At 64.0% G+C, this 15,490-nt stretch carries 14 protein-coding genes; 10 read left to right on the top strand and 4 right to left on the bottom strand.

Annotated features, from left to right (window positions below; all coding sequences use genetic code 11):
* From LQR33_RS05150 to LQR33_RS05105, 10 genes are all read left to right on the top strand, one after another.
* On the top strand, nt 1-646 hold a 646-nt coding region (locus LQR33_RS05150), incomplete at its 5' end, for an RHS repeat-associated core domain-containing protein (protein ID WP_231467864.1).
* Between the two features lie 2 nt (nt 647-648).
* Complete coding sequence (locus LQR33_RS05145) at nt 649-948, top strand: hypothetical protein (protein WP_152526785.1); 300 nt, start codon at nt 649-651, stop codon at nt 946-948.
* Between the two features lie 311 nt (nt 949-1,259).
* Nucleotides 1,260-2,651: an RtcB family protein gene (locus LQR33_RS05140; protein WP_231178556.1), complete on the top strand. Its 1,392-nt coding sequence runs from the start codon at nt 1,260-1,262 to the stop codon at nt 2,649-2,651.
* 176 nt (nt 2,652-2,827) lie between these two features.
* Nucleotides 2,828-3,745: a carbohydrate kinase family protein gene (locus tag LQR33_RS05135; protein ID WP_231467862.1), complete on the top strand. Its 918-nt coding sequence runs from the start codon at nt 2,828-2,830 to the stop codon at nt 3,743-3,745.
* Between the two features lie 70 nt (nt 3,746-3,815).
* On the top strand, nt 3,816-4,325 hold the full coding sequence (locus LQR33_RS05130) for a methylated-DNA--[protein]-cysteine S-methyltransferase (RefSeq protein ID WP_166441045.1): 510 nt from the start codon (nt 3,816-3,818) through the stop codon (nt 4,323-4,325).
* A 93-nt stretch (nt 4,326-4,418) separates the two neighbouring features.
* Entirely contained in the window at nt 4,419-5,417 is a 999-nt protein-coding gene (locus tag LQR33_RS05125) for a DUF1176 domain-containing protein (protein WP_231467860.1), read from the top strand.
* 376 nt (nt 5,418-5,793) lie between these two features.
* Complete coding sequence (locus LQR33_RS05120) at nt 5,794-7,512, top strand: ABC-F family ATP-binding cassette domain-containing protein (RefSeq protein ID WP_231467858.1); 1,719 nt, start codon at nt 5,794-5,796, stop codon at nt 7,510-7,512.
* Between the two features lie 178 nt (nt 7,513-7,690).
* Nucleotides 7,691-7,963, top strand: coding sequence for a hypothetical protein (locus LQR33_RS05115; protein WP_221666973.1), 273 nt, complete (start codon nt 7,691-7,693; stop codon nt 7,961-7,963).
* Nucleotides 7,956-8,864 (top strand): sensor histidine kinase, encoded by a 909-nt coding sequence (locus tag LQR33_RS05110; RefSeq protein WP_166441049.1) that lies wholly within the window; start codon nt 7,956-7,958, stop codon nt 8,862-8,864. Before LQR33_RS05115 ends, LQR33_RS05110 begins: the two co-directional genes overlap by 8 nt.
* Before the next feature lie 9 nt (nt 8,865-8,873).
* A complete protein-coding gene (locus tag LQR33_RS05105; protein WP_104946505.1) occupies nt 8,874-9,623 on the top strand; it encodes a LytR/AlgR family response regulator transcription factor in 750 nt (249 codons plus the stop codon).
* Nucleotides 9,624-9,719: 96 nt separating this feature from the next.
* Here the strand turns inward: LQR33_RS05105 and LQR33_RS05100 are convergent, their stop codons facing one another.
* From LQR33_RS05100 to ggt, 4 genes are all read right to left on the bottom strand, one after another.
* Nucleotides 9,720-11,369, bottom strand: a complete 1,650-nt coding sequence (locus LQR33_RS05100) for a methyl-accepting chemotaxis protein (RefSeq protein ID WP_231467856.1) — start codon at nt 11,367-11,369, stop codon at nt 9,720-9,722.
* A 192-nt stretch (nt 11,370-11,561) separates the two neighbouring features.
* Nucleotides 11,562-13,211, bottom strand: coding sequence for a methyl-accepting chemotaxis protein (locus tag LQR33_RS05095; protein ID WP_021474986.1), 1,650 nt, complete (start codon nt 13,209-13,211; stop codon nt 11,562-11,564).
* Between the two features lie 119 nt (nt 13,212-13,330).
* Nucleotides 13,331-13,756, bottom strand: coding sequence for a GNAT family N-acetyltransferase (locus tag LQR33_RS05090; protein ID WP_231178568.1), 426 nt, complete (start codon nt 13,754-13,756; stop codon nt 13,331-13,333).
* 32 nt (nt 13,757-13,788) lie between these two features.
* A complete protein-coding gene (ggt, locus tag LQR33_RS05085) occupies nt 13,789-15,453 on the bottom strand; it encodes a gamma-glutamyltransferase (protein WP_231467854.1) in 1,665 nt (554 codons plus the stop codon).
* Between the last annotated feature and the right edge of the window lie 37 nt (nt 15,454-15,490).

The raw sequence follows: 15,490 nt of genomic DNA, 5'->3' as shown, positions 1-15,490 counted from the left end.
CCAGGCCTGGGGCCAGGCGCGCGAAGTCATCGCCGACGCCGCAGGCAAAGCCGGCATCCGCAACCCATTCCGCTTCCAGGGGCAGTATCATGACGACGAGTCCGGGCTGCACTACAACCGTTATCGTTACTACGATCCGGAGATCGGGCGGTTTATTTCGCGGGATCCAATTGGGTTGATGGGTGGGATTAACATCCACAGCTATGCACCTAACCCCACAGAGTGGGTAGACCCCATCGGTCTCAGCAAGAAAAAAACTAACGCTGGAACTAAAGCAGTTAGTTGTCCATGCGAACAAGATGATCCTTGCGGCAGCCCAACCAAGGTTGACTGGACATCTCATGGAGGTAAGCATGTCCCATCAAAGAATGCATCGTGGAAAGACACTGTGAAGAGTACCAAAACAGGTGCCGCAAAATACAAGCCAGAAGTAAATATTCAAGCCCTTGAGCGATCAGCCTGGGCCACTGGCACCCCAGTTTCAACGGGCGGGAAAAACACTTCTTGGAAAGTTGCCTCTATGCCTGACGTCATTGGTGCCAGCGAAGGAAAAGAAACTAATTTGATGCGAGTCGAATGTAGTCAAGGTGTCATACACGGTCACCCAATCAGCCAAACCGAATACAATAAATTAACAAGGAGATAGTTATGTTCTGGGGAATCGACATAAAAGACTGGCATGTCACATATGATGATATCTCATTTTTAGATACGGCCTTTGATCCAGTCGCACAGCAAGACTACTTAAAAGAAGATATGCTTCAGCTTGAAAAAAAAGACCAGAATTTATTAATTGATGTATCATGGAGGCCATCATTTGACCCTGATGGAAGATTTATTATCGTATTGATAAAAAATCAAAACTGGGACAAACCAGCATCTCTCACTGAAACAAGGTCAATACACAAAACAAAAGAAACGATTACCAGAATAATCGAAAATATTTAGTAGCAATATCAAGAAAAGCTGTTTCACCCCATGACAATCTCTAAAAAGCTACACATACTTTTTAATCAGAAAGCAATAGACTGCGTAATTAGCCTATAGCAGGCTAAAATATTATCTGACCAAGTATATCTGGAAGCGTACCCAAACCAACGAGAGTCTGGGTACGCTACTGAAACATCCTACTCTATGCCGTTTCCCCCAGCACATCCTCGTGCTATGATCCCCACCTTCCCTCCTGGCGCTGCTGCTGGAGGTACCTGCCCATCTGGATAACCGGAGGGGTAACTGTACCTATTGCATCAGATGCCATCATGACCTCTATTTCCCGCTTGAAAGCCGCCCTGCAACGCCAGGGCATTCATATTGAACGTACCAACAATATTTACCGGTTGCGCACTGCCGACTCCGAAGCCACCGTGCTGCTGCCGGATGGCCTCCCTTTGGAAGAAAAGGCCGTCAAACAGCTACTCGGTTTCGCAGCCACACGCTCCGCTGATGGCCACCACGGAGTATGCAAAGCCTGCGCCACACCGGATTTCCACCCAGGAGGCATCGCGCCAGTTGGCGCCGTAGTGGCCACCGATCCGGAATTCGTCATCCCCGCCGCCATAGGCACCGATATCAACTGCGGCCTGCGCCTGGTGAGCACAGGCCTCCAGTATGAGACCATCGCTCCATACAAAGACGCGCTGCAATCTCGGCTCACCCATGTGCTGCTGGATAACGGCCGCAACCTGCCTGTATTCAGCCGCGGCTTTGCCGCGCTGTTCGACGCAGGACCGGATGCCTTCATCGACCTGCTGCCGCGCGAAGGCCTGTGGGCCGGCATAGACAGAACCCGCCTGCTGAATGAGCTGGCGGCCTGCGTAAGCCTGGATAGCTTTGACTCCGCGGCCCGCTACGCGCCAGAGGCGCTGGTAGGCACACGCGAGCTAATACGCGACCCTAGCCTGGGGACCCAAGGCGCGGGCAATCACTTCGTTGAGCTCCAAGTCGTGGACCAAGTGCTAGACCGCCACGCGGCTTACGCCGCCGGCTTGGCCAAAGACGATGTGGTGTTCATGATCCACACCGGATCCCGCGATGTCGGCTTCTATGTAGGCACGCGCTGGATGGACAAGGCGCGTGCGGCTTGGCCTCGCCAGATGAAGTATCCGGAGCATGGCTTGTTTGGCCTATCCGGTGCGCTGGCGGATGAATATTTGATCGCCATGGGCACGGCTGCCCGCTATGCCTGGGCCAACCGCATGGCGCTGACAGAAATGGTGCGCTCAGCCATCGAGGCAACGCTGGGGCAGTCCAATAGCCGCTTGGTGGTGGACGTGCCGCATAACGTGGTACTGCGAGAACAGGGCCTCAACATCCACCGCAAGGGCGCCACACCGGCGCGCGAAGGCGAGCTGGCGTTGATACCCGGATCCATGGGCGATTTCAGCTATGTCGCAGCCGGTCTTGGCCATCCCGACTGGCTATGGTCCTGCAGCCATGGCGCGGGCCGCAGCATGCGCCGCCAGGCGATGAGGCGACTGGCGGCGGAGGTCGCGCCCGGCAGTTGGCAATGCGTGACCTTGCGCGAGGAAAGGCGCATAGAAGAAGCACCGCATGCCTACAAGCCCGTCGGCCCCGTGATCGCCGCGCAAGAAGAAGCCGGACTAATCCAAGCCGCAGTTCGGCTGCGCCCTTGGCTAACGTTCAAAGCCTGACCCAAAACAATGCGACATGCCAAATACAAGCTGGACAATGATGCTTCAAGCATTCACCATCATATCCGATACGATTTGGACCAGCCTTTTGACTTATATGCGCGCCAGCGGGGTCTAGCCGCATCACCGTCTTAACTCTCAACACGCATCGCGCGCGCCCTGGAGAAGCATAGAAGATGACTCCCCCACAGTTCATCGCCTTTGGCGAAGCCCTGACCGATTTCATCCGAGTGGACAGCGACACCTGGCAGTCCCGCCCGGGCGGGGCCGGCTGGAATGTGGCCAGGGTGGTGGGCAGGCTGGGAGTGGGCGCCGCATTCGCCGGCGCGGTCAGCGACGATCTGATGGGCAGCCAGTTGCTGGAGGCCTCCGCCGCCGCCGGCCTGGACACCCGTTTCATCCAGGCGCTGCCCTATCCGCCGCTGCTGGCGATGGTGCCGTCCAGCCAGCCGCCATCGTATTTCTTCGTCGGCGACAACAGCGCCGACCTGCGCTTCGACCCGGACCTGCTGCCGCCGGATGGGCTGGACACGCTGCGCATCGCCTACTTCGGCAGCATCAGCCTGGCCCGGCCGCCCTTGGCAGACCGGCTGCTGGCGCTGGCGCATGAGCTGGCCGCGCGCGGCGTGATCATTGCCTTTGATCCCAATATGCGCAGCGCGATGAGCGAAGCCGGCTACCGCCGCCGCTTCGAAGCGATGGCTGGCCTGGCCAGCTACATCAAGGTTTCCGATGAGGATCTGCAGCAGCTGTTTCCGGCGCTGGATCAAGCTCATGCGTTGGAAGCCCTGCGCCGCCTCGCGCCCAAGGCATCCATCCTGTTTACCCGCGGCGCAGCCGGCATGAGCCTGATCGGCCCAGACGGTGTGCTGGAGCAGGCGGCGCTGCCAGCCGTCGTGGCGGACACCATAGGCTGCGGCGATGCCTCCATCGGCGGCCTGATCGCCAGTCTGCTGAAATACCCGGCCCGGACCATGGCGGAACACCTGCGCTTCTCCGCCTCCACAGCCGCCTGCACTGCCAGCCAGGCCGGCGCTTATGCGCCGGACGAAGCGATGGTCAACAAGAAACTGGCGGGGCCGTCGGCCGCTTGACCTGTATCGAATCGCAGTGGGGATGGCGCTACAATCGCGTCATGACCGTTTCATTATCAAGGCCCAACCGATGACTAGCCCCGCCTGCCACGGCTTGATCGATACCCGCTTCGGCCCGGTGGCCGCTTGGCTGGACGCGCGTGGCGCGCTGCTGCGCTTGCTGTTCAATCCCACGCCCGAGCAACTGGAGAAACACGCCTGCCGACGCGACGACGCCGCGCTGGCCGAAGTGGCGCGGCAGTTGGCCGAATACCAGGCCGGCGAGCGCCAAAACTTCGATCTGCCGCTGGCGCCGCTGGGCACGCCGTTTCAGCAGAAAGTATGGGCGGCGCTGCGGGCCATTCCCTATGGCCATACCCTCAGCTACAGCGAGCTGGCGCTCGCCCTGGGCGCCCCGGACGGCGCGCGGGCCGTGGGACGGGCCAACGCCACCAATCCCATCGCGCTGATCGTGCCCTGCCACCGAGTACTGGGCGCGGACGGCAGCCTCACCGGTTACGCCGGCGGTCTGCCGCTGAAGGCCGCGCTGCTGCGCTTCGAGTTGGAACGCAGCGCGCCGCCGGGTCTGTTCGGCGGATAGCCCCCTCCAACGAATGCGCCCGCCCCGCAAGACATGACACGCAAGCGCCGATGCCGCGTCCTTCATCCAGACCGCTCCAAACAAGGAAACTCCATGAAACATGCGCTATTCGCCGCCGCGCTGCTGACTCTGGCCTTGCCCGCCTGGGCCAAGGTTTACCAGTTCAAGGACTGGGCCGTGGCCTGCGACAACATCCGCCACTGCGAGGCCAACGGCACCCAGGCCGGGGACGGCGACAATCCGGTCAGCCTGCTGCTGTCGCGGGACGCCTGCCCCGGCAGCCGCTTGAGCGCCCAGCTCTATGTCGACGACCCGGATGAGGGCAAGGTCGGCAAGCTCACGTTGCAGGTAGGCAGGATCAAATGGACCGGCATCGGCGCCGAACAGCCGTTCAGCGATGCGCAGACCACGCAACTGCTGGCGGCCATGCTGGACGCCGACGAGGTGGCGCTCGCCGACGGCAAGCGGGAATGGACGCTGTCATTGGCCGGCCTGAAAGCCGCGCTGCTGAAAATGGACGATGCGCAGGGGCGGGTAGGCACCGCCGGCGCGCTGGTGAAGAAAGGCGGCAAGCCGGAATCCGCGGCACCCGCCGCCCAACCCGCGCCGCTGCTGGTCCCGCTTGCGCCTCCCGACGCCAAACCCGACGACCAGAAACTGCTGCCAGCCATCCTGAAGCAGCTGCGCGCCGTCAACAAGGAATGCTGGGACGAGCTGCCGGACCAGGAGCATCCCGATGTCCAGCTGTACCGCTTGAGCGCCAGCCAAGTGCTGGTGCTGCGCGAATGCGGCCGCGGCGCCTACCAGGGCAGCTACAAGGTTTGGACCAGCGGCGACGCGCCGCCCTTCCATCCGCGCGAAATCCAGCTGCGCGGCAGTGACGGCAAGGAAACCTTCCTGATGAATGCCTCCTTCGACAAGGGCGAGCTGTCCAGCTACGCTAAGGGCCGCGGCATCGGCGATTGCGGCAGCGGCGCCAGCTGGGCCTGGACCGGCAAGGTCTTCAAGCTGATGTCGGCTCAAGAAGCGCCGCAATGCCGCGGCATCGCAGGCGGCGTGTCGCTGCGCACCTGGGTCACCCGGCAGAAGTAAACACCGGTCCCCAATCCAGCAAACCGGCAAGGGGAACAGAGCTCATGGGCAGCCGATGAGAGCCGCCACGCCGTTTCCCCTGCCCCACGCCGGGCGCTGGCGGCCAGCCCCCGCGCGGGCTTATACTGCGCAATCTTCCACTCCTCTTACGCAAAGAAAGGAGGTAAATATGGTTTTCTCTGCGCGCCCAATCATGCTGGCTCGCTTGTTTAGCGCATTTGAAAGCTCTTGCCTGCCATCCATCGCGCTGCGATAAGCGGGTTCGAGCAAAGCCACACTCCCATCTTTCCAGAGTCCTTTCTCGACTCATCCCCGTTGTCGCCAGCGCTCCTGTTGACAGGGACCATCACGTCCCCAGCAAGCGAGTGCACATAGCATGACAACCCTAATTTCCGCATTGTCCGTACAACTGGACGCCGGCCACGGCCCGCTGTTCCAGGACCTTTCCTTCACCGTGAAACTGGGCGACCGCATCGGCCTGATCGGCCACAACGGCTGCGGCAAGAGCACGCTGCTGAAATTGTTGTCCGGCCAGCTGGAGCCCAATAGCGGGGAGATTCAATACGCGTCCGCCTGCCGGCTGCAGCATGTCGAACAACACCTGCCCGAGCGGCTGTACGCGCTGAGCGCGCGCCAGGCCTTGCTGGAAGCGGTGGAGCCGAACCAGCATTGGCGGGCGGACAGCCTGCTGGCCGAGCTGGAGCTGGAAACCCAGGCCGACACGCTAGTTTCCGGCCTCAGCGGCGGCCAGCACACCCGGCTGCTGCTGGGCCGCGCCGTGCTGCGCCAGCCCAATCTGTTGCTGCTGGACGAGCCCAGCAACCACCTGGACCTGCCGTCGCTGCTGTGGCTGGAGGATTTTCTCTCCCGCTGGCCGGGCGGCTTCATCCTGGTGTCGCACGACGCCAGGCTGCTGGACCGCGCCACCCGCCACAGCTGGGTGATGCGCGACGCGCGGCTGCACCGTTTCGAGCTGCCATGCAGCCAGGCGCTGGCCGAGCTGGCCGAAACCGACGAGGCCGCCCGCGCGCGCCATGCCGGCGAGCAGAAGGAGATAGACCGCCTCGCCGCCAGCAGCAAGCGGCTGGCGATCTGGGGCCGCGAGCACGACAACGAAAAGCTGGTGCGCAAGGCAAAGTCGATGGAGAAGCGCATCGACAGGCTTAAGGACGAGCAGACTTTCGTCAGCCGCGGCAGCCCATGGCGGCTCAGCCTGCAAGGCCAGGCGCTGTCGGCCGACAGCCTGCTGGCTTTCGAGTCGCTGCCGGTGTCGGCCGCGCCCGGCGTGCCGCCGCTGTTCACCGCCGCCGAGCTGTGGCTGCGCCCCGGCGACCGGGTGGCGCTGCTGGGCGCCAACGGCGCCGGCAAATCGTCGCTGCTGCGCCAATGCTGGCTGGACATCCAAGCCGGAGAAGCGTGCGCCGGCTGGCGCTGGCATCCGGCGGCCAGCATCGCCTATTACGACCAGTCGCTGCGGCAGCTGGCCGACGAGGCGACGCTGATCGACGCGCTCTATCCGCTGGCGCCATTGCCGGAAGCGGCGCGCCGGCACGCGTTGATCGCCGCCGGCTTCGCCTATGCCCGGCACAGCCAGAAAGTCAGCGCCCTCAGCGGCGGCGAACGCGCGCGGCTGCTGTTTCTGGCCTTGTCGCTGGCCAGCCACCATTTGCTGTGGCTGGACGAGCCGACCAACCACCTCGACCTAGACGGCAAGCGCGAGCTGGCCAGCGCGCTGGCGGCCTTCCCCGGCGGCGCGTTGCTGGTCTCGCACGATCGCGAGCTGATCGAAGCCGCCTGCAACCGCTTCTGGGTGCTGGACGACGGCCGGCTGCGAGAATGGCCGGACGCCGACAGCGCCTACGCCGCGCTGTTCACCACGCCAGCCGGCTCCACAGGCTTGCCTGCCACCGCGGCAGAGACAGCCGCGCCCGCCCCGGAGAAACCCAGCGGCGAGGACGCGCAGTGGCAGCGGCTGTGCGAACTGGAAGCGCTGCTGGAAACCGACCTTGCCCGCAAACCCAAGCATCAGAAACCGCAGCTGCAGCAGGCATGGCGCAGCGAAATGCAGGCGCTTGAACAAGCGCTAGGCCTGTAACCCCCTCCCCCGGAAGCCATGCGGCGCTCCGGGGGATTTTTCCTCCCGGCTAGATCGGCGGCGTTTCATCCGCGCCAAACGCGTTTCATCCCACGCTTTCGGCAATCCGTCGCATGTCGATATCATCTCCTGCGGCGCTCTCCTACAGTCACATCACAAACCAAACAGGAGAAACTCCATGAACTACTTCGACACCGCCGCGCTGTTGGACGCTCTGATCCAGCTCTGCCATCATATCCCGTCGTACTGGCTGCAATTGACGGACTGGGCGGGCAATATGGACTGGGGCCATCTCGTCCTGTCCGCGCTGCTGACCATCCTGGCCGTCAACGCCGTGATCGTGCCCGCGGCGCTGGTCTGGCTATCGCTGGACTTCACGCAGCCCAAGCGGCTGTTCCGCCAGGCCCATTTCAAGATTCCGACGCAGCGCAAAGAGGTGAAGCATGGATAATCACAACCGCCCGGCGATGAGCCAGGACCACGCCGGCGCGATTCTGCAAACCGTAGAACGAGTCTGGTGGAGCTTCGTCGACAAGGTTGCGCGGCTGGGGTGGGGCCGGCTGGCGCTGGCCTCCCTGCTGGCGATGATCCTAGGCGGCATTCTGCAGCTGCACATGCTGGCGCTGACGCTGGTGCTAGTGTCTATCCTGGTGAAGATACTCGCCGGCGGCAAATACCAGGCCGAGCGCGCCGCCGACCAGGCCATCGCCCGCAGCGAGGAGGCCGAGCAACAGGCCGAGCTGGAAACGCTGCAGCGCCAGCTGGCGGAAGCGCGGATGGGCGCGCTCCAGGCGCAGATCGAGCCGCACTTCCTGTTCAATACCTTGTCGTCGGTGTGCCAGCTGATGGAGGACTCGCCGGTCAAGGCTCTGTCCATGCAGAAAGCGCTGATCCGCTACCTGCGCTCCTCGCTGCCGGAATGGCGCGACTCGCCCGGCGAAACCAGCCTGGGCCAGCAACTGGAGCTGTCCCGCGCCTATCTGGAAATCATGCAGTTGCGGATGGAAGACCGGCTGCAGGTCCGGCTAAAAGTGCCCGAATCGCTGCTGGCCGCCCGTTTCCCGGTGATGATGCTGCAAACGCTGGTGGAGAATGCCATCAAGCACGGCCTGGAGCCCAAGGCCGAGGGCGGGTCCATCGAGGTGGGCGCCAAGGTGCTGGACGGCAGGCTCAGGCTGGAAGTGCGCGACGACGGCGCCGGCTTCCCGGAGCAGCCCGGCCAGGGCATGGGCCTGGCCAATATCCGCGAGCGGCTGGCCATGTTGTACGGACCGCAAGCGGAGCTGGCGCTGGAAGCGCCCGAATCCGGCGGCACCCGCGCCACCATCGTCCTGCCCTTCGCCCTCAGCTGAAAGGAAACCATGAGCAAGCTGACCGCCCTGATCGCCGACGACGAGCGCCTGATGCGCGAACAATTGCGCGCCGCGCTGGAGCGGGTGTGGCCAGAGCTGGACATCGTCGCCGAGGCCCGCGACGGCGGGCAGGCTGTCGAGCTGGCGCGCGAGCATCGGCCCGATCTGGCCTTTCTGGACATCACCATGCCGGTGCAGAGCGGCATCGCCGCGGCGATGGAGCTGGACGGGCTGTGCCCGGTGGTGTTCGTCACCGCTTACGACCAGTACGCGATCCAGGCTTTCGAGGAAGGCGCCATCGACTACCTGCTCAAGCCGGTAGAGGACGACAGGCTGGCGCGCACCCGACAACGCTGGCAGCAGCGGGCGCCGGAAGCCGCCGCGCCGGACTGGCAGTCCGCGTTGAAGCAATTGAGCCGGCAACTGGAAAAACCCGCCCACCTGCGCTGGATACGCGCGTCGGTGGGCAGCTCGATGCGGATGATCGCCACCGAAGAGGTGCTGTTTTTCCAATCCGACGAGAAATACACCCGGGTGCAGACCGCGGGCGGCGAGGCGCTGATCCGCATGCCGATCAAGGAGCTGCTGCCGCAGCTGGACCCTGACGAATTCTGGCAGGTGCACCGCTCCACCTTGGTGCGGGTGGCCGCCATCGAACAAGTGCGCCGCGACGACCGCGGCATGCAGCTGCTGCTGCGCGGCTATCCGCAGCCGCTGGAGGTGAGCCGCAGCTACGCCCATCTGTTCCAGCGGATGTAGCCAAACATCTTCAGACATGAAGGGGATGCCGGCCTCGCCGGCATCCCCTTCTGGTTTTCCAGACCGCCCGCCAGCGCGGCGGGACAAAATCCGTCCTTACTCCATTCGGAAAGCCAGCGTGGTCTGCTGCATCCGCTCCGCCACCACCGCCAGTTCGCGCGTCGCCTGCGAGAACACCTCCACCGCCACGCCGTTTTCCTTGGACATCGCCGCGATGGCCTCCACCCGCCCCGCCAACTCCGTGCTGGCCTGGCGCTGCTCGCCCACCGCCATCGCGATCTCGTTGATTACCGACACCACGCCGGCGGCGCGCTCCTCCACCGCGCTGATGGTGGCCGACGCGTTCTCGGCCGCCACCACCACGTCGGCGACGATTTGGCGGCTGCTGCGCATGCCGTCCACCGCCTCGCGCGCGCCGCCCTGGATCCTGCCTATCATATTGGTGATTTCCTGCGCCGAGCTGGTGGTGCGCTCGGCCAGCATGCGCACCTCGTCGGCCACCACGGCGAAGCCGCGGCCCTGCTCGCCGGCGCGCGCCGCCTCGATCGCCGCGTTCAGCGCCAAGAGGTTGGTCTGATCGGCCACGTCCTTGATCACGGTGGCGATGCTGCCGATCTGCTGCGCCTGCTCGGACAGCGACTCCAGGCTGTCGGCCGAGCTGCTGACGCTCTCGTTGACACGCCTCACCTGCGCAGTGGAATCCTGCACGTCCTTGTTGCCGGCTTTGGCCTGCTGGCCGGCTTCGGCCGCCTGCTCGTTGGCGTGGCTGGCATTGCTGGCGCATAAGTCTATGCTGACCGTCAGCTCCTCAATCGATGCCGCCGCGCTGGAGGTGGCATTGACCTGCTGGCCGATGCTGGCGCTGACCTGTTCGGTGGAGGCCGCCAGCTCTTCCGAGGTGGCGGCGACCATCGCCGCCGAACGGACGATCTCGCCCACGGTAGCGCGCAGCCGCTGCTGGGTATCGGCCAGCGAGCGCATCATGTCGGCGACTTCGTCCTTGCCTTGCGGCCGGATGTCGCCGGTCAGATCGCCGCCGCCTATCTTCTCCATCGCCGCGCCCGCGCTGCGCAGGCTGCCGACGATGCCGTGCTGTATCGCCAGCCCCAGGCCAATCAACAAAAGCAAGCCGAGCACCAGCACCGAGATCGCCGTCGTTCGCACTTGCTGGTATTTCGCTTCCGCCTCCTGCTCCGCTTGATCGGCCAGCTTAGTGTTGATTTTTGACAGTTCGGTCAACACGTCGTCGGCAGTCTGGAACAGCGGCCGGCATTGCTTGGCCATGATGGCCAGCGCCTTCTTGTTGTTCTCGCCGTTGCCGGTGTCGGCGTAACTGAGATCGCGCATCTGCTTGCACGGCACCTCCATCGCCGCCCAGGCGGCATCGAAGCGCCTCAATCCATCCACCTCGGGAGGCGTCAGCTCGGTCTTGCGATACATGTCCAGATACCGTCTTACCTCGGCTTCCTGCGTATCGCGCGTGGCCGCGACCTGGTCCATTTCTGGCTTTTCGGTTTCGGCGATGTAGCGGTAATCGGAACGGCTGACATAAGCCGCCTGCTTGGCGGCCTGGCCCAGCCAGCGCACCGGCTGCAACATATTCTTATGCATGTCGGTGGTCAGCTCGAACATGCTGGAGGCGCCCAAAATACCGTTAAGGCCGATAATGAACGCGGCGGCGGCGCCGACGACGATCAGGCTGAAGATTTTCAGCCGGATGCTGAATTGGGAGAGAAATTGAGTCACGCTATGCTCCAAGCGGCCAGAGGTCATTACACCTAGCGTTTTAGTTGAGACTAGAAGCAATCACCAAGCCCTCCGCCGCCGCCCGATGGCGCAACCCGCATCAAAGCGTCCGCCATGCTTTGCGGCGGCGCATGTGAAAACGCCCCCGGCAGCGGACAACACTGCCGGGGGCGTTGGAAAGACAGCTGCTGATCAATCCATGCGGAACGCCAGCGTGGTCTGTTGCAGCTTTTCCGCCACCATCGCCAGCTCGCGCGTCGCCTGCGAGAACACATCCACCGCGATGCCGTTTTCCTTGGACATCTCGGCGATGGCTTCCACCCGCCCGGCCAGCTCGGTGCTGGCCTGGCGCTGCTCGCCCACCGCCATCGCGATCTCGTTGATCGCCGACACCACGCCGGCGGCGCGCTCTTCCACCGTGCTGATGGTGGCCGACGCGTTTTCGGCCGCCACCACCACGTCGGCGACGATCTCGCGGCTGCTGCGCATGCCGTCCACCGCCTCGCGCGCGCCGTCTTGGATCTTGCCTATCATATTGGTGATTTCCTGCGCCGAGCTGGTGGTGCGCTCGGCGAGCTTCCTCACCTCGTCGGCCACCACGGCGAAGCCGCGGCCCTGCTCGCCGGCGCGCGCCGCCTCGATCGCCGCGTTCAGCGCCAACAGGTTGGTCTGGTCGGCCACGTCCTTGATCACGGTGGCGATGCTGCCGATCTGCTGCGCCTGGTCGGACAGCGATTCCAGACTGTCTGCCGAGCTGGTCACGCTTTCGTTGACCCGCTTCACCCGGACGGTGGAGTCTTGCACGTCCTTGTTGCCGGCCTTGGCCTGCTGGCCGGCTTCCGCCGCCTGCTCGTTGGCCTGGCCGGCGTTGCTGGCGCACAGGTCTATGCTGACCGTCAGCTCTTCTATCGACGCCGCGGCGCTGGAGGTGGCGTTGACCTGCTGGCCGATGCTGGCGCTGACCTGTTCGGTCGACGCCGCCAGTTGCTCGGAAGTGGCCGCCACGCTGGCCGCCGAGCGGATGATCTCGCCCACTGTGGTGCGCAGCCGGTGCTGGGTGTCGGACAAGGAGCGCATCATTTCCGCGATTTCGTCCCGGCCGCTGACCTTGACCTCGCCGGTCAGATCGCCGCCGCCCATCTTTTCCATCGCCCGACAGGCTTCCTTCAGGCTGCCGACGATGCCGGTCTGGATCGCCAGCCCCAGCGCGGTCAACACCACCAGCCCCACCGCCAGCACGGTGATCGCCATGGTCCGCAGCGCCTGGTACTTGCCCTGGGCGTCGTCCAGCGATTTGTCCGCCAGCTTGATATTGATGTTGGACAGCTCGGCCAACACGTCATCGGCGGCGGTGAACAGCGGCCGGCACTGCTTGGACATGATGACCAAGGCCTTCTTGTTGTTCTCGCCGTTGCCGGTGTCGGTGTAGCTGAGATCGCGCACCTGCTTGCACGGCCCTTCCATCGCCGCCCAGGCGGCGTCGAAACGCTTCAGGCCGTCTACTTCGGGCGGCGTCAGCTGGGTCTGGCGGTACTGGTCGAGAAAACCTTTCATCGCCGCCGCAAACTTGTCCCGGTTGGCCTGCACTTGGTCCATCTGCGCCTTCTCGGACTCTGCAATGAAACGGTAATCGGCGCGGTTGACGTAAGCCGCCTGCTTGGCGGCTTGGCCCAGCAGGTAAACCGGCTTGAGCGCGTTGTCGTGCATGTCCTTGGTCAAGTCGAACATGCTGGAAGCGCCGGAAATGCCGTTGACGCCGATGATCAGCGCGGCCAGCACGCCAAGGACGATCAAACCGAAAATTTTGGCGCGGATGCTGAATTGGGCAAGAAGTTGAATCACGCTATGCTCCCTACTGCCTAGGTAGTTACACATAGCGTTTTAGTCGAGACTCGAACCAATCACCAGTCATGATTCGATAAATTTGCCAATGCCGGGCGTTGGCACGCCCGGCGGCCAAATCAGTCCCGCAACGACTTCCGGTAAAAAATGCGGCTGTGCCCGGGCGGGTAGTCGTCCAGCTCGCCGAAGCGCTGGTAGCCCAGGCTTTCGTAGAAGCGCGGCGCCTGGAAACTATGGGTGTCCACCCAGGCGCCGACGCAGCCGCGCGTCCTCGCTTCAGCCTCGGCCTCTTCCATCAGCCGGCGGCCCAGCCCCAGGCCCCGCGCGCCGGACGGCGCGGCCAGCAGCTCGGTGTACAGCCAGCCGTAACGGGTGTAGCCCCACAGGCCGCCTACCACCTGGCCGCCCTCGTCCTCCACCCGGATCACCAGCGGCCGGTGGTCGCCGGCGCCGACTTGGGCATCGTTATAGGCAACCAGGGGCGCGACGATGGCCGCTCGGGTTTCGGCGTCCGCCGCATCGCTCAACACGGTTTTGTACTGCATGTCTTTCTCGTTTTTCTCTGTTCAAAATTCGCTTATTCAACGACGAGGCCGACGCCGCGGCCGCGCGGATCGGACGCGGTTTCGGTCTTGTCGCCGCTCACCCTCACCGCCTGGATGTCGCCCATCCGCCAGCCCTGGTCCTTCAGCGTATAGCCCATCGCCTTCAGCTCCTGGGCGGCCTGGCCGGCCAACGGCGCGTACTGGTCATAGAAAATGGTGTCCTTGGGCAGCAGCTGATGATGGACGCGCTGCGCCGCCACCGCGTCTTTCAGCGACAGCTTGTAGTCGTACAGATTGTTCAGCACCTGGAAGATGGAGGTGAAGATGCGCGAACCGCCGGGCGTGCCGATCACCAGCTCCACTTTGCCGTCGCGGGTGACGATGGTGGGCGACATCGACGACAGCATGCGCTTGCCGGGCGCGATGGCATTGGCGTCCTTGCCCACCACGCCGAAGGCGTTGGCCACGCCGGGCTTGGCGCTGAAATCGTCCATCTCGTCGTTGAGCAGGAAGCCTGCGCCCTTGACCACCACGCCGCTGCCGAAATCGAAATTCAGGGTATAGGTGTTGGCCACCGCGTTGCCCCACTTGTCGACGATGGAAAAGTGGGTGGTCTGGCGCGGGTCCAGTCCCGGCTTGATGTCGGGCGTCGGCGAAATGGCGGTGGGGTTGATCTCGGTCGCGCGGCGCGCGAGATAAGCCGGGTCGATCAGCTGCGCCGCCGGCGTCTTGACGAAGTCCGGATCGCCCAGGTAGTCGGCGCGGTCGGCGAACACCCGCTTCTCGATCTCCGCCAACAGGTGGATGTAGCGCGCGGAGTTCAACGCCACGCCGGTGAAATCCGACGCCCGCTCCTGCTTGATGCCCAGCAGCTGCGCCAGCGCGATGCCGCCGGAGCTGGGCGGCGGCGCGGTATAGACCATCCGGTCGCGCCAACTGATCTTGATCGGCTCGCGCCACTTGGCGCGGTAGTCGTTGAGGTCGTCGGCAGTGATCAGACCCTTGTCGCGCTTCATCTGCGCCACCAGCAGCTTGGCGGTGTCGCCCTGGTAGAACTCGGCCGCGCCGTAGCGGGCGATGCGTTTCAGCGTGGAGGCCAGCTCGGGCTGGCGGAAGGTCTCGCCGCCCTTCATCTTGCCGAAATACTGGGCGAAGTTGGTTTTGCCTTCGAACAGCTTCACCGCCTCGTCGCGGTACTGGTATTGGCGGGCGGCCACGGTGAAGCCCTGCTCGGCGTAGTTGATCGCCGGCTCCAGCAACTGCTTCCATTGCAGCTTGCCGAAGCGCTGGTGCGCCTGCCACAAGCCCATCACCGTGCCCGGCACCCCGGCGGCGCGCGCGCCGACCAGGCTCATGTCCGGCGACACCTTGCCGTCCTTGTCCAGGTACATGTCGCGGCTGGCGGCCTTGGGCGCCACTTCACGGTAATCGAGGAAATACGGCTTGCCGCCCTGGTAGATGGTCATGAAACCGCCGCCGCCGATATTGCCGGCTTCCGGATAGGTGACCGCCAGCGCGAAAGCGGTGGCCACCGCGGCGTCCACCGCGTTGCCGCCGGACTTCAGGATTCGCGCGGCGACTTCCGCGCCGTATTGGTCCGGCGAAGCCACCGCGCCCTGGCCCGCCAGCGCCGGCAGGGCGATCAGCAGAAGGCCGCCGCCGGCCAGCGCGTTGCGGGACATGGAAACCAGTTTCATAGCTCACCTCCTCTGTAGGCTGACATAGGATGCTTAT

Origin of the sequence: Chromobacterium piscinae, from assembly GCF_021129175.1 — a bacterium.
GTDB lineage: Bacteria > Pseudomonadota > Gammaproteobacteria > Burkholderiales > Chromobacteriaceae > Chromobacterium > Chromobacterium piscinae.
The sequence above is the reverse complement of the archived record's forward strand: the minus strand, read 5'-3'. Positions and strand labels throughout refer to the sequence as shown.

What these genes read in the sequence shown, in the direction of transcription:
- LQR33_RS05110 (WP_166441049.1), top strand. Translation starts at nt 7,956, where the DNA reads ATGGATAATCACAACCGCCCGGCGATGAGCCAGGACCACGCCGGCGCG.
- ggt (WP_231467854.1), bottom strand. Translation starts at nt 15,453, where the DNA reads ATGAAACTGGTTTCCATGTCCCGCAACGCGCTGGCCGGCGGCGGCCTT.
- LQR33_RS05090 (WP_231178568.1), bottom strand. Translation starts at nt 13,756, where the DNA reads ATGCAGTACAAAACCGTGTTGAGCGATGCGGCGGACGCCGAAACCCGA.
- LQR33_RS05125 (WP_231467860.1), top strand. Translation starts at nt 4,419, where the DNA reads ATGAAACATGCGCTATTCGCCGCCGCGCTGCTGACTCTGGCCTTGCCC.
- LQR33_RS05130 (WP_166441045.1), top strand. Translation starts at nt 3,816, where the DNA reads ATGACTAGCCCCGCCTGCCACGGCTTGATCGATACCCGCTTCGGCCCG.
- LQR33_RS05140 (WP_231178556.1), top strand. Translation starts at nt 1,260, where the DNA reads ATGACCTCTATTTCCCGCTTGAAAGCCGCCCTGCAACGCCAGGGCATT.
- LQR33_RS05145 (WP_152526785.1), top strand. Translation starts at nt 649, where the DNA reads ATGTTCTGGGGAATCGACATAAAAGACTGGCATGTCACATATGATGAT.
- LQR33_RS05120 (WP_231467858.1), top strand. Translation starts at nt 5,794, where the DNA reads ATGACAACCCTAATTTCCGCATTGTCCGTACAACTGGACGCCGGCCAC.
- LQR33_RS05105 (WP_104946505.1), top strand. Translation starts at nt 8,874, where the DNA reads ATGAGCAAGCTGACCGCCCTGATCGCCGACGACGAGCGCCTGATGCGC.
- LQR33_RS05135 (WP_231467862.1), top strand. Translation starts at nt 2,828, where the DNA reads ATGACTCCCCCACAGTTCATCGCCTTTGGCGAAGCCCTGACCGATTTC.
- LQR33_RS05115 (WP_221666973.1), top strand. Translation starts at nt 7,691, where the DNA reads ATGAACTACTTCGACACCGCCGCGCTGTTGGACGCTCTGATCCAGCTC.